General features: G+C 70.4%; 20 protein-coding genes and 1 pseudogene. 5 read left to right on the top strand and 16 right to left on the bottom strand.

Going from position 1 to position 20,680, the window contains the following annotated elements:
* Positions 1 to 33 precede the first annotated feature (33 nt).
* The 5 genes and pseudogenes from AB0F17_RS42375 to hypF form a co-directional block, all read left to right on the top strand.
* A complete protein-coding gene (locus AB0F17_RS42375) occupies positions 34 to 1,413 on the top strand; it encodes a cytochrome ubiquinol oxidase subunit I (protein ID WP_358035271.1) in 1,380 nt (459 codons plus the stop codon).
* Between the two features lie 12 nt (positions 1,414 to 1,425).
* Complete coding sequence (cydB, locus tag AB0F17_RS42370; RefSeq protein WP_358035269.1) at positions 1,426 to 2,409, top strand: cytochrome d ubiquinol oxidase subunit II; 984 nt, start codon at positions 1,426 to 1,428, stop codon at positions 2,407 to 2,409.
* A 113-nt stretch (positions 2,410 to 2,522) separates the two neighbouring features.
* Positions 2,523 to 3,287, top strand: a complete 765-nt coding sequence (locus AB0F17_RS42365) for an SIS domain-containing protein (protein WP_358035266.1) — start codon at positions 2,523 to 2,525, stop codon at positions 3,285 to 3,287.
* Positions 3,284 to 3,928, top strand: coding sequence for an SIS domain-containing protein (locus AB0F17_RS42360; protein ID WP_358035263.1), 645 nt, complete (start codon positions 3,284 to 3,286; stop codon positions 3,926 to 3,928). The genes AB0F17_RS42365 and AB0F17_RS42360 overlap by 4 nt, the downstream gene beginning before the upstream one ends.
* A 3-nt stretch (positions 3,929 to 3,931) precedes the next feature.
* Positions 3,932 to 6,157, top strand: a pseudogene (gene hypF / locus AB0F17_RS42355) (carbamoyltransferase HypF); the annotation flags it as partial.
* 90 nt (positions 6,158 to 6,247) lie between these two features.
* Here hypF and hypE read toward each other — a convergent pair.
* The 16 genes from hypE to AB0F17_RS42275 form a co-directional block, all read right to left on the bottom strand.
* The gene (gene hypE, locus AB0F17_RS42350; RefSeq protein WP_358035260.1) at positions 6,248 to 7,321 is read right to left on the bottom strand and encodes a hydrogenase expression/formation protein HypE; all 1,074 of its coding nucleotides are present in this window, start codon (positions 7,319 to 7,321) and stop codon (positions 6,248 to 6,250) included.
* Positions 7,318 to 8,445: a hydrogenase formation protein HypD gene (hypD, locus tag AB0F17_RS42345; protein ID WP_358035258.1), complete on the bottom strand. Its 1,128-nt coding sequence runs from the start codon at positions 8,443 to 8,445 to the stop codon at positions 7,318 to 7,320. Before hypD ends, hypE begins: the two co-directional genes overlap by 4 nt.
* A complete protein-coding gene (locus AB0F17_RS42340) occupies positions 8,442 to 8,714 on the bottom strand; it encodes a HypC/HybG/HupF family hydrogenase formation chaperone (RefSeq protein ID WP_358035255.1) in 273 nt (90 codons plus the stop codon). Before AB0F17_RS42340 ends, hypD begins: the two co-directional genes overlap by 4 nt.
* Complete coding sequence (locus tag AB0F17_RS42335) at positions 8,692 to 9,054, bottom strand: hydrogenase maturation nickel metallochaperone HypA (protein WP_358035252.1); 363 nt, start codon at positions 9,052 to 9,054, stop codon at positions 8,692 to 8,694. The genes AB0F17_RS42340 and AB0F17_RS42335 overlap by 23 nt, the downstream gene beginning before the upstream one ends.
* Before the next feature lie 167 nt (positions 9,055 to 9,221).
* A complete protein-coding gene (locus tag AB0F17_RS42330; RefSeq protein WP_358035250.1) occupies positions 9,222 to 10,004 on the bottom strand; it encodes a hydrogenase maturation protease in 783 nt (260 codons plus the stop codon).
* On the bottom strand, positions 9,988 to 10,983 hold the full coding sequence (locus AB0F17_RS42325; RefSeq protein WP_358035247.1) for a hypothetical protein: 996 nt from the start codon (positions 10,981 to 10,983) through the stop codon (positions 9,988 to 9,990). Before AB0F17_RS42325 ends, AB0F17_RS42330 begins: the two co-directional genes overlap by 17 nt.
* A gap of 3 nt (positions 10,984 to 10,986) precedes the next feature.
* The gene (locus AB0F17_RS42320) at positions 10,987 to 11,646 is read right to left on the bottom strand and encodes a DUF6084 family protein (protein ID WP_358035244.1); all 660 of its coding nucleotides are present in this window, start codon (positions 11,644 to 11,646) and stop codon (positions 10,987 to 10,989) included.
* Positions 11,647 to 11,681: 35 nt separating this feature from the next.
* The gene (locus AB0F17_RS42315) at positions 11,682 to 11,894 is read right to left on the bottom strand and encodes a hypothetical protein (protein WP_358035241.1); all 213 of its coding nucleotides are present in this window, start codon (positions 11,892 to 11,894) and stop codon (positions 11,682 to 11,684) included.
* Positions 11,891 to 12,550 carry a DUF5947 family protein gene (locus AB0F17_RS42310; RefSeq protein ID WP_358035238.1) on the bottom strand — a complete coding sequence of 220 codons (660 nt, stop codon included), beginning with the start codon at positions 12,548 to 12,550 and terminating at the stop codon, positions 11,891 to 11,893. The genes AB0F17_RS42315 and AB0F17_RS42310 overlap by 4 nt, the downstream gene beginning before the upstream one ends.
* Positions 12,551 to 12,561: 11 nt before the next feature.
* Positions 12,562 to 13,077 (bottom strand): hypothetical protein, encoded by a 516-nt coding sequence (locus AB0F17_RS42305; protein ID WP_358035236.1) that lies wholly within the window; start codon positions 13,075 to 13,077, stop codon positions 12,562 to 12,564.
* 9 nt (positions 13,078 to 13,086) lie between these two features.
* Positions 13,087 to 14,877 (bottom strand): nickel-dependent hydrogenase large subunit, encoded by a 1,791-nt coding sequence (locus AB0F17_RS42300; protein WP_358035234.1) that lies wholly within the window; start codon positions 14,875 to 14,877, stop codon positions 13,087 to 13,089.
* A complete protein-coding gene (locus tag AB0F17_RS42295; RefSeq protein ID WP_358035232.1) occupies positions 14,874 to 15,935 on the bottom strand; it encodes a hydrogenase expression protein HypE in 1,062 nt (353 codons plus the stop codon). Before AB0F17_RS42295 ends, AB0F17_RS42300 begins: the two co-directional genes overlap by 4 nt.
* 199 nt (positions 15,936 to 16,134) lie before the next feature.
* A complete protein-coding gene (locus AB0F17_RS42290) occupies positions 16,135 to 16,911 on the bottom strand; it encodes an enoyl-CoA hydratase-related protein (protein ID WP_358035229.1) in 777 nt (258 codons plus the stop codon).
* Positions 16,904 to 18,988, bottom strand: coding sequence for an acetate--CoA ligase family protein (locus tag AB0F17_RS42285; protein ID WP_358035227.1), 2,085 nt, complete (start codon positions 18,986 to 18,988; stop codon positions 16,904 to 16,906). Before AB0F17_RS42285 ends, AB0F17_RS42290 begins: the two co-directional genes overlap by 8 nt.
* Positions 18,985 to 20,118 carry an acyl-CoA dehydrogenase family protein gene (locus AB0F17_RS42280; protein WP_358035224.1) on the bottom strand — a complete coding sequence of 378 codons (1,134 nt, stop codon included), beginning with the start codon at positions 20,116 to 20,118 and terminating at the stop codon, positions 18,985 to 18,987. Before AB0F17_RS42280 ends, AB0F17_RS42285 begins: the two co-directional genes overlap by 4 nt.
* Before the next feature lie 11 nt (positions 20,119 to 20,129).
* Entirely contained in the window at positions 20,130 to 20,678 is a 549-nt protein-coding gene (locus tag AB0F17_RS42275; RefSeq protein ID WP_358035222.1) for a thioesterase family protein, read from the bottom strand.
* Between the last annotated feature and the right edge of the window lie 2 nt (positions 20,679 to 20,680).

Here is a 20,680-nt window from a genome sequence, read left to right as displayed (position 1 = left end):
GGCGTGCATACTCGGACACTTACAGTAAGAGTCGTGGATGCCTTGGATCTCGCGCGCTGGCAGTTCGGGGTTACTACGGTGTACCACTTCCTGTTTGTGCCGGTCACGATAGGGATGTCGCTGTTGGTGGCGATCCTGAATACGGCGTGGGTGCGCACCGGTAAGGCCGCCTACCTTCGCGCCACCAAGTTCTTCGGCACGCTTTTTCTGATCAACTTCGCCATGGGCGTGGTGACGGGGATTGTGCAGGAGTTTCAGTTCGGGATGAACTGGAGCGCCTATTCCAGGTTCGTCGGCGATATCTTCGGCGCGCCGCTCGCGTTGGAGGCGTTGCTGGCGTTCTTTCTGGAGTCGACGTTTCTGGGGCTGTGGCTCTTCGGTTGGGGTCGGCTGCCGAAAAGGGTGCATCTCGCGTGCATCTGGATCGTGGCGTTCGGGACGATGGTGTCCGCCTACTTCATTCTGGCCGCCAACTCGTTCATGCAGTGGCCCGTGGGCTTCAGGATCAATAGGCGCGCCGAGCTGGTCGACTTCGGAGCCGTACTGACCAACAAGGTGGTGCTGGCCACCTTTCCGCACACGGTCTTCGGGTGCTGGCTGGCCGGTGGGGTGATCCTGATGGCCGTTTCCGCCTGGCATCTGGCTAGAAAGCGGGATCTCGAGGTGTTCCGGCCGTCTCTGCGGCTCGGCATCACCGCGGTGCTGGTGGGTGCCCTGGGCACTCTCGTCTCCGGCGACGTTCTTGGCAAGATCATGACGCAGACCCAGCCGATGAAGATGGCCGCCGCCGAGGCGCTCTACGAGACGCGGCAGCCCGCGCCGTTCTCCCTGTTGACCATCGGGACGCTTGACGGCACCAAGCCGATCTACCGACTGGAGATCCCGAACCTGCTGTCACAGCTCGCCACCGGCTCCTTCGACGGCAAGGTCGAGGGCATCAACAACCTTCAGGCGGCGTACGAGCGGAAGTTCGGCCCGGGTGACTACCGTCCCTACATCCCGGTCGCCTACTGGGGTTTCCGGTTGATGATCGGGTTCGGCCTGCTGGCCGCGCTGGTGGCGCTCGTCCTGCTCTGGCTGACCCGTGGGCGGCAGGTCCGGGGCCCGAGCTGGGTCTGGAGGGTCGCCGTCTGGTCGGTCGTGCTGCCCTTCCTCGCGCACAGCTTCGGGTGGATCTTCACCGAGATGGCCAGGCAGCCGTGGATCGTGTTCACCCAGATGAAGACCGCCGGCGGCGTCTCGCCCAGTGTCGGCGCGGGCACGGTGCTCACCTCACTGATCGTCTTCACCGTCCTGTACGGCGGGCTGGCCCTGGTGGAGGTCGGCCTGATGATCAAGTACGGCAGAGCGACACCACCGTCCGCCGACGACGCGGAGCCGCATGACGGCGGCGAGACGTCGTTCGCCTACTAGGAGGACCGCCCAGTGGAGCTCACCGAGGTCTGGTTCGTGGCGATCACCGTCCTGTGGGTCGGGTACTTCGTCCTGGAGGGGTTTGACTTCGGCGTCGGCATGCTGCTGCCGGTCGTGGCCCGGAACGACACGGAACGCCGGGTGATGATCGACACGATCGGCCCCGTCTGGGACGGCAACGAGGTGTGGCTGATCACCGCGGGAGGCGCCACGTTCGCCGCGTTCCCCGAGTGGTACGCCTCGCTGTTCAGCGGGTTCTACCTGCCGCTGCTGCTGATCCTGGTGGCGCTGATCGTGCGCGGGGTGGGCTTCGAGTATCGCGGTAAACGGGACTCCGTGGCCTGGCGGTGGCGGTGGGACGCGGGCATCGTCGGCGGCTCGTTCGTGCCCGCGCTGCTGTGGGGGATCGCGTTCGCCAACATCGTGCGGGGCGTGCGACTCGACGCCGATCATGAGTACGTCGGTACGTTCTGGGACCTGCTCAACCCCTACGCGCTGCTCGGTGGGCTGACCACGCTGGCCCTGTTCGCCACGCACGGAGCCGTCTTCCTGGCGTTGAAGACCCGCGGGGAGATCAGCCGGCGCGCGGCCTCGGTGGCGCTCAGGACGGGCGTCGCGGCGGCCGTGCTCGCGGTGGTCTTCCTGGCCTGGACGCAGATCTACGGCGGCGTGGTCGGTACGGCGATCCTGGCCGTCTTCGCCGTTCTCGCCTTCGTGTGCGCACTGGGCGCCATCGCCAGGGGCCGTCAGGGGTGGGCGTTCCTGCTGTCGGCGGTCGCCATCGGGGTGACCGTGATCAGCCTGTTCGTGGTCCTCCACCCCAACGTCCTGCCATCGACGATCAACCCGGCCTACAGCCTGACCGTCGAGAACGCGGCCGCGACGCCGAAGACGCTCGGCATCATGACCGGGGTCGCGGCGATCTTCCTGCCGCTGGTGGTGCTCTATCAGAGCTGGACCTACTGGGTTTTCCGCCACCGAGTCGGCTCCGGTTAGGACTTCGCTTCTTTAAGGAAGCATCAGCATCATCGAATTCATTAACGGTCCCATGGGATTGCCGGTATTCATGCCCGGGAACAGCGCATCGAGAGCCGCGGAAAGGACCGTTCATGACACTCGTTCTCGGCACGTCTCTTCAGGAACGGGACGCGGCGGGCCTCGCGCTGGCGGCGGATGCCGAGGTGATCGCCCGAGCGTGTCAGGCCGTGGCCCGGCGATTCCAGCGGGGCGGCCGGCTGCTGAGTTTCGGCACCGGCCAGTCGGCGGCCGACGCGGCGCATCTCGCGGTGGAGTTCGTTCATCCGGTGATCGTGGGGAAGCCGGCGCTGCCGGCCGTCTCGCTGGCCAACGACGCGTCGGCGCTGAGCGGGCTCGCCCATGGGGGAGTCTTCGCGAGCCAGTTGCGGCTGCTCGGGCGGGCCGGGGACATCGCGGTGGGCATCACGATCGACGAGACCGGTGGCGAGGTGACGGCGGGGCTCGCGGCGGCGCACGAGCTGGGCATGATGACGCTCGCGCTGACGAAGACCGGCATCGACCTGCCGGTGGTCGATCACCTTCTCGTGGCACGCAGCCGCGATCCGCGGGTCGCCCGGGAGATCCATATGACGACGTATCACGTCCTCTGGGAGTTGGTGCACGTGTTCTTGAACGACCCCCGGCTGACGGAGGAGTGCCCCGACGAGGTATGCGTGACCTGCTCGGACGCGGCCGTACCCGTCCGGATCACCGCCCTGCGGCCCGGACACCTCGCGCTGGCCGACACCCCCGGCGGCGAAGAGGAGATCAGCGTGCGGCTGGTCGACGCGCGGGCGGGCGACGTGGTCCTGGTGCACGCGAAAGAGGCCATCGCGGTAGTGGAGAGAAGGCCGTGACCGACGCGCTCTACCCCTTCCTGTCCTCAGCCGAGAGCGACACCGAACCGCTGCTGGCCACGGTGGCCAGGTCCACGGCGGAGAAGGCTCGGGAGATCGTCGCGCTGCGGCGGGAGGTGCTCACCCTGTTCGGCCCGCGGATCGCCGCGTGCGGTGCGGCCCTCGCCGAGGCGTTCGCCGCCGGGGGCCGCCTGTTCACCTTCGGCAACGGCGGCAGCAGCACCGACGCGCAGGCGGTGGCCCACCTGTTCCTCTCGCCGGGAGACGGGCACCGCGGGCTGCCCGCCATGTCGCTGACGGCCGACGTCGCGCTGCTGACCGCGCTCACCAACGACATCGGCTTCGACGCGGTCTTCGCCCGGCAGCTCGCCGCCCTGGGCACCGGTGCGGACATCGCGATGGGGATCTCGACGAGCGGCGGCTCGGTGAACGTGGTGCGCGGACTCCAGGAGGCCAGGCGCCTCGGCATGGTGACGGTCGGGCTCGCCGGTTCGGGGGGCGGGCAGATGGCCGAGTGCGGTGCCGTCGACCACCTGCTGGTCATCCCGTCCTCGTCCGTCCATCGGATTCAGGAGGCGCAGGCCACCGTGTGCCATGTGCTGTGGGAGTCGGTTCAGCGGGCCCTGGACAAGGCGGTCTGACCGTTGGACCGGATCGTCCGCTCCCGGATCCAGGTCGAGGGCATCGTCCAGGGCGTGGGGTTCCGGCCGTTCGTCCACGGCGTGGCCATCCGGTACGGCCTGTCGGGCACGGTCGCCAACGACGGCTCCGGGGTGTTCATCGAGGTGGAAGGCCCTCCGGAGGCGGTGACCGCGCTGATCGAGGCGGTCCGCCGGAACCCGCCCGAGCTGGCGGTCGTGGACCGGGTGAACGTGGAGCCGTTGTCGCCCACCGGCGCCGGCGGCTTCCGGATCGTCCAGAGCGTGACCGGCGGATCCCGCCGCGCGCAGGTGTCACCTGACGCGGCGACCTGCGACGACTGCCTGGCCGAGCTGTTCGATCCGGCCGACCGCCGCTACCGGTACCCCTTCGTCAACTGCACCAACTGCGGTCCCAGGTTCACGATCATCACGTCGGTGCCGTACGACCGCGCCGCCACCACCATGCGGGGCTTCGCCATGTGCACGGCATGCGAGGCCGAATATCGGGATCCCGGCGATCGCCGCTTCCACGCCCAGCCGGTGTGCTGCCCCGGCTGCGGTCCCACGCTCACGCTGCACACCTCCGGCGGCGCGGTGATCGCGGGCGATCCGGTGGCCGAGGCGGCGGCGCTGCTCGGCAGCGGAGCCGTCCTCGCGGTGAAGGGACTCGGGGGCCACCACCTCGCGGTGGACGCCGCCGACGAGGACGCGGTCGCGGCGCTGCGGGCCCGCAAGCACCGTGGGGACAAGGCGTTCGCCGTGATGGCGCCGGACCTGGCCGCCGTACGGGAGCTGTGTGATCTGGACGGCGCGGCGAGCGGCGCGGTGGCCGCCCTCACCGGCCCGCGCCGCCCGATCGTGCTGCTGCCACGGCGCCCCGGCTGCCCCATCGCCGCCTCGGTGGCGCCCGGCAACCGTGACCTCGGCGTGCTCCTGCCGTACACGCCTCTGCATCATCTGCTGGCCAGGGAGCTGGGCCGCCCATATGTGCTGACCAGCGGAAATCTGTCGGGCGAGCCCATCGCGCACCGCGACGAGGACGCGCGGCGGCTGGCCGCCGACGCCTTCCTCACCCACGATCGGCCGATCCACACGGGGCTCGACGACTCGGTGGTCCGGATCTTCCGCGACACGGAGGTGCCGGTACGGCGAGCCCGTGGCCACGCGCCCGCGCCGATCGCGCTGCCCTGGGCGTTCCCCCGGCCGGTTCTCGCGTGCGGAGCGCAGCTCAAGAGCACGTTCTGCCTGGCAACGGGGAGCCACGCGGTCGTCTCCCAGCATCTGGGCGACCTGGAGAACTACGCGACGATGCAGGCCTTCGCCGGCGGGGTCACGCACTTCCGGCGGCTGTTCGGCATCGAGCCGGAGGTGGTAGTCCACGATCTCCACCCGGAGTACCTGTCCACCAAGTACGCCCTCACCCTCGACGGCGTTCAGCCGCTCGGTGTGCAGCACCACCACGCCCACATCGCGTCCTGCCTGGCCGACAACGGCGAGACCGGCCCGGTCGTCGGCATCGCCCTCGACGGTACGGGCTACGGCACGGACGGCACGATCTGGGGCGGCGAGCTGCTCGTGGCCGACCTGGCGGGCTTCGAGCGGGCCGGGCACCTGGAGCCGGTGCCGATGCCCGGCGGCGTCACGGCGATCCGGCAGCCCTGGCGGATGGCCGCGGCCTTCCTGCACAGCGCGTTCGGCCCCGGCTCCTTCGACGACCTCGGGGTGGTCCGCCGCAACCAGGACCGGTGGCCGGCCGTGGCGGCCCTCGTGGCGAACGGCCCGGCCGGGCAGGTGACGTCGAGCGCGGGCCGGCTGTTCGACGCGGTGTCCGCGCTCCTCGGCGTCAGGGACACGATCACCTACGACGGACAGGCGGCGGTGGAGCTGGAGCAGCGGGCGGACCCGGGTGTCCGCGCGGGGTATCCGGTCACCGTGGCCGGGACGGTCATCCGTACCACCGATCTGATCCGCGCGGTCGTCGGCGACCTGCGCCGGGGCGAGGCGCCGGAGGTGATCGCGGCGAGGTTCCACCACGGGCTGGCCGCGGCGGTGGTGACGGCGGCGACCCGGGTCGCGGCCACCACCGGTCTGGAGGTGGCCGCGCTGTCCGGCGGGGTGTTCTGCAACACCCTCCTGCTCGGCGCCGTGGTCGACGGGCTGCGCCACCACGGCCTGCGCGTACTGCTGCACCGGCGCGTCCCCTGCAACGACGGCGGCATCAGTCTCGGGCAGGCCGCGGTGGCGGGGGCTCGGGACAGAGCGTCATCCGCCGGCGCCCGGGACCGAACGTCGGCAGATGCGCGGCAGCGGGTCCGAGCGTCAGCAGATGCGCGGCAGCGGGTCGCCGACCAGCATGTCCACGATGCGGGTGCCGCCGAAGGCGGTTCTCAGCAGCACCAGGCCGGGCGGGTCCTCCCCCACCCAGCCGATGATCGCGGCTTCGGCGCCGACCGGATGGCTCCGCATGATCTCGACCGCCCGCTCGGCGTGCTCGCCGTCGACGACGGCGACCAGCCGGCCCTCGCAGGCGACGTACAGCGGGTCGATCCCGAGTAGCTCGCACACCCCGGTGACCTCCGGCCGGACCGGTACGGACTCCTCGTCCATCACCACGGTGACGCCCGAGGCGGTCGCCACCTCGTTCAGCACAGTGGCCACGCCGCCGCGGGTGGCGTCCCGCAACGTCCGCACCTGGGTGGGGAGGACGTCCAGGAGTTCGGCCACCAGACCGTTCAGCGGGGCGGTGTCCGAGACCGTGTCCGCCTCGATGCCGAGCTCGCCGCGGGCCAGCATGATGGCCACGCCGTGCTCACCGATCGGACCGGACACGATGACCGCGTCGCCGGGCTGGGCAGCGGAGATGGACGGCGTGCCGGGGCGGTCGACGACGCCGACGCCCGCGGTGGTGACATAACAGCCGTCGGCCTTGCCCCGCTGGACGACCTTGGTGTCGCCGGTGACGATCGAGACGCCCGCCATCTCGGCCGCGGCGGCCATCGAGGCGACGATCCGCCGCAGGTCGCCGATCGGGAAGCCCTCTTCGAGGATGAACCCGGCGGACAGATACAGCGGGCGGGCGCCGCATACCGCGAGGTCGTTGACGGTGCCGTTGACCGCCAGGTCGCCGATGTCGCCGCCGGGGAAGAACAGCGGGGAGACCACGAACGCGTCCGTGGTGAACACCACGCGCGAGCTGTCGAGCGCCAGCGTGGCCCCGTCCTCCAGCGGGGCGAGCAGCGGATTGCGGAACGCCTCCAGGAAGATCGCGTCGATCAGGTTCCGGGTCGCCTTGCCGCCGGAGCCGTGCGCCAGCGTGATCCGTTCCTCCCGCACCACCGGGCGGCGGCGCCGGATGCGCTCGATCCGGTCGAGGACCTGCTTCTCCGTGGTCATGCCCGGGTCGCCTCCCGCACTCGTTCCCGGCTGAACCGGCCGAAGTTGTAGTACGCCGCGCACGCCCCCTCCGACGAGACCATGCAGGTCCCGATCGGTGTCTCGGGGGTGCACGCGGTGCCGAACACCTTGCACTCCCACGGTTTGAGCACGCCCTTGAGCACTTCACCGCACTGGCACGCCTTGGGATCGGCGATGCGCGTACCGGGGATGTCGAAGATCCGCTCCGCGTCGAAGGCGGCGTACTCCTCGGCCATGCCCAGCGCCGAGTGGGAGATGAAGCCGAGCCCGCGCCATTCGAAGTGCGGGCGTACGCGCATCACCGTCCCGATCGCCTCCATGGCGATCCGGTTGCCTTCCCACGGCACCACCCGCGCGTACTGGTTCTCCACCTCGCCGCGGCCCTCGGCGAGCTGGCCGAGGAGCATGTGGACCGAGTGGAGGATGTCGAGCGGCTCGAACCCGGCGACCACGAACGGCTGCCCGTAGTCGCGCGCGATGAACTCGTACGGCCGGCAGCCGATGATCGTCGAGACGTGGCCGGGCCCGATGAAGCCGTCCAGCCGCAGGTCGGGCGAGTCGAGTATCGCCTTGATGGCCGGGATGATCAGGACGTGGTTGCAGAAGACGGAGAAGTTCTCGATGCCTTCCTCGGCCGCCCGCAGCACGGTCACCGCCGTCGACGGCGCCGTGGTCTCGAAGCCGATCGCCATGAACACGACCCGCCGGTCCGGATTCGCCCGGGCGATCTTGAGCGCGTCGAGGGGCGAGTAGACCATCCGGATGTCCGCGCCCTGGGCCTTGGCGTCGAGGAACGTCGACTCGCCCCCGGGCACCCGCATCATGTCGCCGAACGAGGTCATGATCACATCGGGCTGACGCGCGATGTGGATGGCGTCGTCCACCCGTCCCATGGGGATGACGCAGACGGGACAGCCCGGCCCGTGGACGAGCGTCACGGCCTCCGGCAGGTAGTCCTCGATGCCGTGTTTGTAGATGGTGTGCGTGTGTCCGCCGCACACCTCCATGAACTTGTACCGGCGTCCCGGCTCGCACCGGGCCGATATCCGCGCCGCCAGCGCCCGGGCCGTGTCGGCGTCGCGGAACTCATCGACGAATCTCATGAGATGTCCGATTCCTTGAGCGCGTCGATCTCGTCGGTGTACGCCTGCCCGATCCCGTGCAGCATGTCCATCACGGCCTTGGCCTCGGACTCGGAGATCTTCGACAGGGCGAATCCCACGTGGACGAGCACCCAGTCGCCGGGCTTGAGGTCGTCGTCGGCGAGCAGCCCCATGTTGATGCGGCGGCGTACTCCACTGACGTCCACCATGGCGAGGTCGGTGAACTCCTCGACGGCCCCCACGAGCTCACCGGGAATCCCGAGGCACATCGGCTTCCCCCTCGAACTGGACCGATTCGAGGACCAGCTCGTCGCCGCCGCGGACGTCCACGTCGTCGTCGCCGCACCTCGGGCAGACGGCGAGCACGTCGATGGACTCCGACATGTGGCCGCAGGTGCCGCAGTCCACGGTGACGGGTGTGACGACGAGGTCGAGGGCGGCGCCCTCGGCCGCGCTGCCCAGGGCCGCGAACGCGAAGGCCTGGTCGAACGCCTCACCGACGACGGCATGGCGGGCGCCGATCCGGACCCGCACGCCGGCCACCCGCCGGCCGGCCGCGTGCTGACGGACCAGGTCGACCAGTCCCTCGCACATTCCTATCTCATGCATGAACTGCCCTACATCCTTGTCATGTTCAGGTAGCGCTTGATCTCCGGCCATTGCACGGCGATCACCGCGGCGACCGCGCACAGCATCACCAGCCCCACCAGAGGCCTCTTCCTCATCCGTTTCCACCTCCTCGGTCTTCCGGAACCCCGGTCCGTCGATTACTTCGATCAAGTCTCGACAAGGGACCGGACCGTCTCCAGGGCCGGGCCGAGGGCCGCGCGTACCGGCTCGCTCAGTTCGACCCGTACGTCCTCGTCCGGCGCCCCGGTCATCACCGTCGCCGGTTCGCAGGCCACGACGAGCACCCGTGGCGGTATCCGGCCCAGCTCGGCGGCCAGCCGGAGCACGCGTACCGGATCCATGCCGTGGGTCTCCATGGGCACGCCCGCCTCCGGCTCCGCCGGTTCGAGCACGGTCAGCGTGCCGGGAGCGTGGCCGCGGGGCGCGGCGTCCACGAAGATCACCGTGTCGTAGTCGCGTTGCAGGGCGTAGACCAGGTCCATGCCGCGGATCCCGAAGTCCACCACGTCCACCCCGGCGGGCAGCGGCTCGGCCGACAGCCGCCGCGCCACCTCGACGCCGAAGCCGTCGTCGCCGAGGAAGATGTTGCCGATGCCGGCGACCAGGACGCGGGCGGTCCGGCTGTCCGCCACGATCGGCTCCACCTCCTCGGCGGAATAGAAGAACCGGTGCCCGGGCAGCTTCGCCTCTCCCAGGTCGCGGCCCGGATCGTCCTCAAGGGTGACGGCCAGATGGATGCCGCCCGCCTCGTCCTGCTCGACGCTCTCGATGACGGCGACCCGACCGTCCAGGGCGAGGTCGAAGATGTCCGCCCTCGATCGCGGGCGCAGCCGCACCCTGCTGCCCGCGCCGAGCGTCGCGCCGTCCACGATCACGGTGTCCGGTCCCCGTCGTTCCATCCGGGCCCAGAAGTCATCGGTCGCCGTCATGTCCTTCCTTCCGCAGGGTGCCGTGCAGGCGCATGAGCCGATCGGGTGAGAGCGAGGCGCAGCGGTCGAGGATCTCCCGCGCCCGGGGGTCGCCGTCGCGGATCTCCCGCTGCTCCTCCTCGGTCAGGGCGAGCACGCTCAGGGTCAGCAACTGGTCGATCTCGGTGGCGTCGAAGAGGTCTCCGGGACTCTCCGGGGAGATCCGGGGATAGTCGTAGAGGATGATCGGCGCCGCGAGCATCGTGTGCCGCTCGCCCTCCTCGCCCACCATGACCGGCCAGGCACCGGCGTTGTCGCAGCCTTCCGCCAGCGGCCGCAGCTCCTCGGGCGGGTCCGTCAGGGAGACGAACCGGCCGCGCGGCGCGTGCAGGATCATGTGCGCGGACAGGAAGGTGTGTCTCAGTGCCTCGGTACGGCTCCCGCCCGCCCAGCCGGTCGTGTTGCCGACCTCGACGGTTATCCGGAAGACGCCGGGCCGCGGGCGTTCGGCCCTGATCTCGATCCGTCCGCGCAGCCCCTGCCAGCTACGCGAAAGCGCGCCGGCCCGCTGCCCGTCGGGGCCGGTCAGCCATTCGACGTCCGCGCCCTCGGCTATGTCGATGTCCACCAGGGCCGGCTGACGGACGAGCCCCGCGAGGTCGAGCCCGAACACGGCGACCTCCCGCTCGGCCGCCTCCTCCCTGGCCACGTGGCGCTCGCCCCCGGCCACCAGCTCCGGGACCGGCACGAGGTCCGCGCCGGCCACCTCGCGGGCGACGGCGTGCAGGAAGCACACCCGGACGTCGACGGTGTCGGCCGGGTCCGCCTCGATCAGGACCTGCGTGCGCATCAGCGAGCGGTCGCCCGTCTCACCGCACCGCTCCGGGTAGACGCCGCCCAGGGTCCAGCGCTGCGCGTTCTTGAGCGCCGAGCGGCGGTAGGGCCACAGCAGGTAGCCCTCGTACAGCACCGCGCGCGCGATCTGTGTCACCGCGTCCATCGGTCAGCCACCACCCGGTTCGCTCGCCAGCAGTTTCCCCACCACGTCTTCCCAGGTCGTCAGCGTGTGCTGGATCTTGTAGTCGTACAGCCGGTCGAACGCCTCGCGGTCCAGCCGGAGCCAGGCGCTGCGCGGGAAGTAGTGGTCCATGACGTCCTTCCAGACCTGGACCGGCATCCGGAACGCGGCGTCGGTGTCCCACGGGATCCGGGCCACCTGGAGCAGGCCGGCGTCGGCGTAGAAGATCGTCCCGCTGAACAGGAAGTCCAGCGGGACCTCGCCGTCCGGCAGGCTGTGGAAGTACTTGGCGACCGCCACCTCGAAGTCGTAGGTGCAGCTCACGTCGATGCTCGTGATCGTTCCCTCGTCGAACCCGGGTACCTGTGTCACCACCCGCGCCCACAGCAGGCTCCTCGACGTCCTGCCCCACTCCTCGGGCGCGCCGAACAGCTCGGTGAGCCGCCGCCGGGTCGGCGGGTCGTGGCGGCGCCGCGCGGCGGCGACGCGGATCTGGGTGTCCAGCGCGAGGCACCGGACCGGCGGCGCGCCGGCGCCGTCGATCCGCAGCGTGAACCGCACCGTGGGCACGGCGGCGAAGTCCACCGCCTCGGCCTTCTCGACCGCGAACCTCAGCTCCGGCGGCCGCGCGTCGTCCCTGTTCACGAAGCCCTGATCGGACTCCCTGCCCGATCCTGGCCTCATGCCGGGGACAGGTTGGGCATCGCCGGGTCGATCGGGTCGCGGTCCCGTGGGTTGATGCCGGTGGATCGCGCCGCCGTCGAGAAGCCGCCGGGGAGGTGACCCGGTTGCTTCTCGTAGTTGCCGAGCGCGTTCCCCTCATGGACGCCCTTCAGGTGCGCGGACGCGTCGGGCCGCACTTGGGGGCGGCCCACCTTGATGTCGCCGGTCATCGTGGAACTCCTTTCGACAGGTCCGCGGGCACGGGCTTGGCCCGGCTCCGCAGTTCGGTGAAGAAGGCGCCGACCCCGTTCCAGACGTCCTGGCCGCCGGCCAGGCCCTTCCACCGGGACCTGAGCACGGCGACGAGGGCGAAGCAGTCGTCGATCGGCACCAGCCAGTGGTCTCGCGCGCCGCCGGTCCGGTTGACCAGGAGCGCCTCCACGTCGGGGGCCAGGTGCCGCAGCACGGGGTTGGCCGTTTCCACCGAGGCCCAGGCGGCCGGAGCGGTCGCGGCCTCGACCGCTCCGGCCGGGCCGGGGTACCGGATCACGGTCCGCCCTTCGGACGAGTCGCGGCAGGCGAACGCCATCTGTACGGGGATCTCCAGGGACTCCCAGGTGGCCTCGTCGAGGGCGAAATCCGGCAGGTACCACCGGCGGTCGGGCACCAGGCGGTAGCGGTCGCCCGCCGCCGGTGGGTGCTCGAAGAGCAGGGCACACGGCCGGCAGGCACAGCGCGGTTCGCGGACCGCCGGCTCGAGCAGGTGCCGGTGCTCGGCAGGGATGGGCGCGGCACACAGCTCGCACCGGCACGGGTCGCCGTCCTGGCCCGCCGGGGACCGCTCGGCCGGTCGGTTGATGAGGCCGCGCAGACCCCCTGGCGCCATGTCGTGCTCCCTCATGACGCCCGTGTGCCGGGGCGGCGCAGGGTGTCGATGGGGATCAGGACCGGGGGCGGGCCGACCTCCTCGATCTCCACCCGGTCGACCTCCGGGGCGGCGTTCCGGATCGCCTCCTCCAGCAGGGCCGACGGATCGGTCGCGGCACCGCAGCCACCGCGACCGCGCTGGAGCCGCACCCTCGCCACGCCGTCCGCCACGGTCACCGCCTCGACGGCCGAGCCGCCGAGCCGGGGCCGTACGCGGCTCACCGCCCGCTCGACCCGGGCGGACACGTCCAGCGGATGCAGGCCGTGCAGCACCAGCAGGTAGGCGACCAGTTCGTCCTCGGCGAGCGCGGGCCCGAGCGTCTCCCCGCCGATCGCGACGATCCGGGCGAGAGCCTCGCCGTACAGGTCGAGCAGCGCCTGGAGCACCTCGACGGTGAACCCGGGGTCGGGCAGCGACTCGACGCTGTCCAGCAGGGCGTCGACCCGGGCCACCCGCTCGGCGGCCTCGCGGTCGGTCAGTGACATCGCCCGCCCCTATCCGGAGACGCTCGTGCCCAGCGTCGGGGAGTGCACCTGTTTGAGCACCTTCCCGTCGCCGAGGTACATGTGGACACCGCACGGGAGGCAGGGGTCGAAGCTGCGTACCGTGCGCATGATGTCGATGCCCTTGAAGTTCTCCGGGCCGTTCTCCTCGAAGATGTGCATCCCCTGTACGGCGTCCTCGTACGGACCGGGAGTGCCGTAGCTGTCGCGCGGGCTCGCGTTCCACGGCGTGGGCGGGTAGGGGTGGTAGTTGGCGATCTTGCCGTCGCGGATCACCATGTGGTGGGACAAAACCCCGCGCACCGCCTCGTGGAAACCGCAGCCGATCGCGTCATCGGGCACGTCGAAGTCGGTGAAGACCTTCGTCCGGCCGGCCCGTACCTCGGCCATCGCCTTGTCCAGGAAATGGAAGGCCATCGCGGCGGAGTAGGCGATGAAGTAGATGCGGGCCCGGTTGCGCTCGATCGTGTTGGACCACTGGGGCACCTTCCACTCGAACCTCATCTCCGGCAGGAGCGTGCTCTTGGGCAGGTTGATCTCCACGCTGTGACCGGTCGCCCGGACGAATCCGGTGTCGACGATGCCGGCCAGCGCCGTCGTCCAGAGCCGGGCGAGCGCCCCGCCGCCGGTGTCGAGCGCGAGGTGATCGCCGGTGCGGTCGTCGTACCAGCGGGGGCTCATGACCCAGCTGTAGTTGCCGTCCAGGTCCCGCTTCTGCGGCTTCGGCAGCGTCGTCTGGTTCCACGGATGGCGCCGGTCCACGGGGTTGCCGAGCGGGTCGTGGCTGACGAAGAGCTCCTCGTTCTGCCAGTCGTCGTAGTACGAGCTGCCCAGCAGGATCCGGATGCCGAGGTTGATGTCCACCAGGTTCGTGGTGCGCAACTCGCCGTCCAGGACGATGCCCGGGGTGACGAACATGCCCCGGCCCCACTCGCTCATGGTCCGGTAGTCGTAGTCGACGACGGCCGGGTCCTGGAAGGAGCCCCAGCAGCCCAGCATGATCCGCCGCCGGCCGACCTCCTCGTATCCGGGCAGCGCCTCGTAGAAGAAGTCGAACAGGTCGTCGTTGACCGGGACGACCTTCTTGATGAAGTCGAGGACCCTGAGCAGCCGGGACAGGTAGTCGGTGAACAGCTGGGGCGTCGCCACCGTGCCCACGCCGCCCGGATAGATCGTCGAGGGATGGACGTGCCGCCCCTCCATCAGGCAGAACATCTCCCTGGTGACCCGGCTCACCTGCAGCGCCTCGCGGTACATCGCGCCGGTGAACGGGTTGAACGCCCGCATGATGTCGGCGATCGTCCGATACCCGTGGACGTCGGCGTGCGGCGCCTCCGTGGTCTCCGCCCTGCGCAGCAGGCTGGGGTTGGTCTCCTTGACGATCTGTTCGCAGTAGTCGACGAACACCAGATTGTCCTGGAACAGCGTGTGGTCGAACATGTACTCGGCCGCCTCGCCGAGATTGATGATCCACTCGCCCAGTGGCGGAGTCTTGATGCCGTACGCCATGTTCTGCGCGTAGACCGAGCAGGTCGCGTGGTTGTCGCCGCAGATGCCGCAGATGCGGCTGGTGATGAAGTGCGCGTCCCGCGGGTCCTTGCCGCGCATGAACACGCTGTAGCCCCGGAACAACGAGGAGGTGCTCTTACACTCGACGACCTCGTTGTTGTTGAAGTCGATCTTCGTGTAGATCCCCAGGTTGCCGATGATGCGGGTGATGGGATCCCAGGACATCTCGACCAGTTGCCGAGTCTCCTGAGCCTCCTTGGATCGGATGGTCACCGCGTCGTTCCCTCTCGCCTAGCGCCGTTCCGGTGGTAGCCACTCGTCAACTCAGGCTCGTTGTGACGCCACTTCGGCTCCTTGTTGACCGTCTTGTTGGTGATGCCGCGCAGCTTGCGGATGAGCGATCCGTACGCGCCGGTGGCGGTGGAAGACACCAGCGCACCGGGTGGCTGGTCCATGAACGGCATGAACTTGTCGGGGAACCCGGGCATCGTGCAGCCGATGCAGATGCCGCCCACATTGGGGCAGCCGCCGATCCCGCCCATCCAGCCGCGCTTGGGGACGTTGCAGTTGACCACCGGGCCCCAGCAGCCGATCTTGACCTGACACTTGGGCGAGTTGTAGTCCTGGGCGAAGTCGCCCTGCTCGTAGTAGCCGGCCCGGTCGCACCCCTCGTGCACCGTCTTGCCGAACAGCCAGGTCGGCCGCAACTGCTTGTCGAGAGGGATCATGGGCGCCAGTCCCGCGGCCTGGTACAGCAGCCAGGTCAGGGTCTCCATGAAGTTGTCGGGCTGCACCGGGCAGCCCGGCACGTTGATGATGGGCAGCCCGCCGGCCGAGCGGAAGTCGTGGCCCAGGTAGTCGCCGAGTCCCATGCTGCCCGTCGGGTTCCCCGCCATGGCGTGGATGCCGCCGTACGTCGCGCAGGTGCCTATCGCGACCACCGCCCACGCCTGCGGCGCGAGCCGGTCGATCCACTGGTTGACGGTGATCGGCTGCCCGGTCACCGGATCGTTCCCCATCGACGTCCAGAAACCGTCGCCGTTGATCTTCTCGTTGGGGATCGACCCCTCGACGACGAAGACGAACGGGCGCAGGCCGCCCGCCGCGGCCTGGTGGAAGGCGGCCATGAAGTCGCTGCCCGTCTCCGCCGCCAGCACCTTGTTGTGCAGACGCACCTTCGGCAGTCCGGGCACCAGGCCGAGCAGCACCTCTTCGAGGCTCGGCTGGGAAGCCGCCGTCACCGAGACCGTGTCGCCGTCGCAGCTCATACCCTCCGAGGTCCACAGAATGTGCACCTCGTCCACAGCGGTGTCCGTCGTGGCTTCGCTCATGTCCACGGCCCCCGTCTCGGCAGTTGGGCGTAATGCGTTAGGTATCGCCTCCAATGACACGGAGTAAGCACTCGATGCACATAGCGAGCACGGCGATGGAGGAATGCGGACGACCAGGTCGCTTCCCTTGCCGATTCATGCACTTTCAGAGGTGCCGTCCGCATGATGCGCCGGGAATGCGATGCGCACCTCTAGGGCGTTACCGGCCGGTCCAGCGCGGGGGTCTGCCTTCCGCGAAGGCGCGCGGACCTTCGTGGGCGTCCTGTGAGCCGAGCATCGCCCGGTAGCGCGGCAGGTCGGCGCTGCGGAGCGTCTGGTAAGCCTCGGCCACACCCAGTCCCTCGGTCGTGCGCGCGATCTCCTTGATCGCCGCGATGGCGAGGGGCGCCGCGGAACAGACGCCGCGGGCCAGCTCCATGGCCGCCTCAAGGAGCCGGTCGCCGGGCACGACCCGGTTGACCAGGCCCCAGCGGGCCGCCTCGGGTGCGGTCATGCGCCGTCCGGTGACCAGCATCTCGGTCGCGAGCACGTACGGCAGGCGCCGCGGCAGGCGCAGGACCCCGCCCGAGTCGGGCACCATGCCCAGCCGCACCTCCGGCAGCGCGAACTCGGCGGGCTCGGCGGCGACGATCAGATCGGCCGCCAGGGCGAGCTCGAAGCCGCCGCCCAGCGCGAGGCCGTTCACCGCGGCTATCACCGGCTTGTCGAGGGTGAAGAACTCGGTCAGACCGGCGAAGCCGCCAGGACCGTGGTCGGCGTCGATCGCCTCGCCGGCCTTCAGATCCCAGCCCGCCGAGAAGAACCGCGCGCCCGCCCCGGTGAGGATCGCGACGCGCAGGCCGGGGTCCGTCCGCAGCCGTTCGAACGCCGCGTACAACGCCTTGCTGGTCGCGACGTCGATGGCGTTCGCCTTGGGCCGGTCGAGGGTGACGGTCAGGATGCCGCCGTCCTCCGACATCCGTACGGGATCAGCCATGGTCCGCCGCCAACCGGATCAGCGCGTCGGCGGCCAGCACGCCGTGCCCCTCGGGCCGTACGAGCAGCGGGTTCACGTCGAGTTCGATCAGCCGCCCGGCGTGCGTCTCGGCGTAGCGGGCGATCACGCTGACGGCGTCCAGCACCGCCGCCACGTCGCCCGGCGGCCGCCCTCGGTACCCGTTGAGCAGCGGCCAGATCGTCAGCGAGGCCAGCGCCGCGCGGACCTCCTGCCGCGAGGCGGGCAGGAGCAGCTGAGCCACGTCCCGCAGCAGCTCCACCAGTACCCCGCCCGCACCGACGGTCAGCACGAGGCCGAACCGGGGATCGTGCCGGGCACCGACGATCAGCTCGGCGACGGTGTCCTGGACCATCCGCTCGACGAGGAACCGGTCGGACAGGCCGGACATCCGGCCCACCGCACCGCGCACGTCATCCACGCCGCACAAGTTCAGGTGCACCGCCCCGGCCTCGGTCTTGTGCGGGAGGGACGTGGACACGGCCTTGACCACCACGGGATATCCGAGTTTGTCGGCGTACGGCCCGGCCTCCTCCGCGCCCACCAGCGCGCCTTCCGGAACCGGCAGGCCGAGAGCGGCCAGTGCGCGCTTGGCGTTCCACTCGTCCAGGAGCAGCGGCGTGGTCCCCGGGGACCGTGGCGCGGGCGTGACGGGCCGGACGTCTCCGGCCCGCGCCTGGGCGGCGCCGATCAGCGCGGCGGCGCGGATCGCGTCCAGGCATTCGGGCAGGCCCTGCATGGGCGCGATGCCTTCGGCCAGGAGCCGGGCACCGACGTGCTCCGGCAGCCCTTCGGGCAGCGAGCTGACCACGCACGCCGGCCCGCCCACGCGCCGGGTCGCCGCGATGAACGCCGCCAGCGTCGTCTCCCAGTCCTCCGGCACGCAGCGGTCCTCCCGGGGGAGGTCGACGACCAGGAGGTGGGCGTCGAATCCCGCGCTCAGCAGGCCGGCGAAGCACTCCGTCTGGGCTCGCCGATCGCCCCAGATGTAGGTGTGGTAGTCGAGGGGGTTGGCGATGGCGACCGCCTCGCCCAGCACCGCGCGCAGGCGGTGCCGTACGGCGGGCGGGAAGGCGGGCAGCGTCAGGCCGCGCGGCTGGGCGAGGTCGGCCACCAGTGAGGCCTCGCCGCCCGAGCAGCTCGCCGAGGCGATGCGGGTGCCTTTCCGGGCGCCGTGCACGCTCAGCAGCTTCAGCGTCTCCAGCAGACCCACTGGATCGTGGACCCGGGCCACGCCCAGCCGCGCGAACAGCGCGTCGTACAGGTCGTCCGGGCCGGCGAGCGAGCTGCTGTGGGCGAGCGTGGCCAGCGCACCTAGCTCGGAGGAGCCCGACTTGAGCGCGACCAGCGGAACCCGCCGGGTCAGCGCCCTGATCGCGACGCGCGAGAAGCCCGCCACGTCGTCCAGCCCCTCGATGTGCAGCCCGATCGCGGTGATCCGCCGGTCGTCCAGCAGCGCGTCCACGATCTCGGGCAGGCCGGCGCCGGCCGCGTTGCCGAGCGAGATCACGTACGCGAGCGGCAGCGATCGGCGCTGCATGGTCAGGTTCACGGCGAGGTTGCCGCTCTGCGTGACGATGGCGACGCCACGCTCGACGGGCGTGCCGCCGTGCTGGTCGGGCCAGAGCGCGGCGCGGTCGAGGTAGTTGAGGACGCCGTAGCAGTTCGGGCCGAGGATGGCCATCGCGCCGGCGGCCTCGATCAGGCCGCGTTGCCTGGCGGACCCTTCGCCGCCCGCCTCGGCGAAGCCCGACGCGTAACACACCGCGCCGCCGGCGCCCCGCCGGGCGAGTGCCGCGACGATGTCCACCGTCGGCTCGCGCGGCACCGCGACGAAGGCGGCGTCGGGCGCCTCGGGCAGCTCGTCGACCGCGCGGAAGCAGGTGAGTCCCTCGATCGAGTCGTGGTAGGGATGCACGGGCCAGAGCTCGCCCGCGAAGCCGACCTGCCGACACTGGCGGATCACCTCGGCGGCGGGCCGCCCGCCGAACACCGCGATGTGCCGCGGGGCGAGCAGCCGGCGCAGGTTGTGCCGGTGCGTCCGGCTCGCGTGGCTCATCCGCCGTACGGGCGCAGCAGCGCGCGGGAGATGATGTGCCGCTGGATCTCGCTGGTGCCGTCCCAGATCCGTTCGACGCGGGCGTCCCGCCAGAAGCGCTCGATCGGCAGCTCCGTCATCAGCCCCATGCCGCCGAAGATCTGGACCGCGTGATCGGTGATCCGGCCCAGCGCCTCGGAGGCGAACAGCTTGGCCATCGCGGCGTCCTGGTCGGTCATGCTGCCCTGGCCGAGCTTCCAGGCCGCGCGCAGCGTCAGCAGCTCCGCCGCCTCCAGCTCGGTGAGCATGTCGGCCAGCTTGAAACCGGTGCCCTGGAAGCGTCCGATGGACTGGCCGAACTGCTCGCGCGTCGCGGCCCATTGTGTCGCCGACTCGAGCACCCGGCGGGCGCGTCCGACGCTGGTCGCGGCGACGGCCAGACGGCTGCTGCCCAGCCACTCGGCCATCAGCTCGAAGCCGGCGCCCTCCTCGCCGAGGCGTTGCCGGGCCGGGATCCGGCAGTCGGTGAAGGACAGCTCGCACTGGTGGTAGCCACGGTGCGAGACGCAGGGCGAGCCGCGCCGCACCGAGAGGCCCGGCGTGTCGGTGTCGACGAGGAACGCGGTGATGCCGGGCCCGGTCCTGGCGAACAGGATGACGAAGTCGGCCTGGTCGGCATGGCTGATGAAGTGCTTGATGCCGTTGACGACGTAGTCGTCGCCGTCGCGCTCCGCCCGGGTCCGCATCGACCGCACGTCGGAACCCGCGCCGGGCTCGGTCATGGCCAGGCAGTCGTGGCGCTCGCCGCGGATCGCCGGCAGCAGGTAGGCGTCGATCTGCTCGTCCCGGCACGCCTGGAGGATGTTGCTCGGCCGCGTGACCAGCATCTGCAACGCGTAGGAAGCGCGCCCGAGCTCGCGTTCGACGAGCGTCATGTCGAACGCGTCCAGCCCGCCCCCGCCCAGTTCCGCGGGCATGTTGGCGGCGTACAGGCCCGAGGCGACCGCCTTCCGCCTGATCTCGTCCGCGAGCTCCTTGGGCACGTCGTCCAGCCGCTCGACCTCGTCCTCGTACGGGTAGAGCTCGCTCTCGACGAAGCCGCGCACGGTGTCGACGATCATGTGCTGTTCGGTGGTGAGTGCGAAGTGCACGGATTCCGTCCTCACGGTCGTACGGAAGGAGTCTTGATCCCCATCACGTGGCCCACCGCCCGCGGCGGGGGCAGGGCGGCGTGGGCGGTGTGGATCGCGGTCAGGCGTTCGCGCAGGTACGGCGGCAGCGGGGTCACGCGACCCGCGCGGGTGTCCACGTGCAGCAGCAGTTGCTCGGCGGTCGCCAGCAGCGCGCCACTGTCGCCGTGGCGCATCTCGTGAAAGACGTGCAGGCGTTTGGCGTCGAGATCGAGCAGCTGGACGGTGAGGCGCAGCGGTTCGCCCCTCGCCGCCTCCCGCAGGTAGGAGAGGTGGGTCTCGGCGGTGAAGAGGGAGTGGCCGTCGAGCCGGTAGCGCTCGTCGATGCCGAAGTAGCGGAAGAACGCGTCGGAGCTGTCGCCGAACACCAGCAGGTAGCACGACTCGCTCATGTGGTCGTTGTAGTCGACCCATTCGGGCAGCACCGGCGTCCGGTGCAGGCACAGCGGGGCGGGGATGGCCGCCGAGGCGTCCCAGGGCCGGTGCCCGCTCCCCTCGTACGGCGTCACGACGCGAGACATGC

Source organism: Nonomuraea sp. NPDC026600, from assembly GCF_040638335.1.
GTDB lineage: Bacteria > Actinomycetota > Actinomycetes > Streptosporangiales > Streptosporangiaceae > Nonomuraea.
This window is presented reverse-complemented; position numbering and strand designations above follow the sequence as displayed.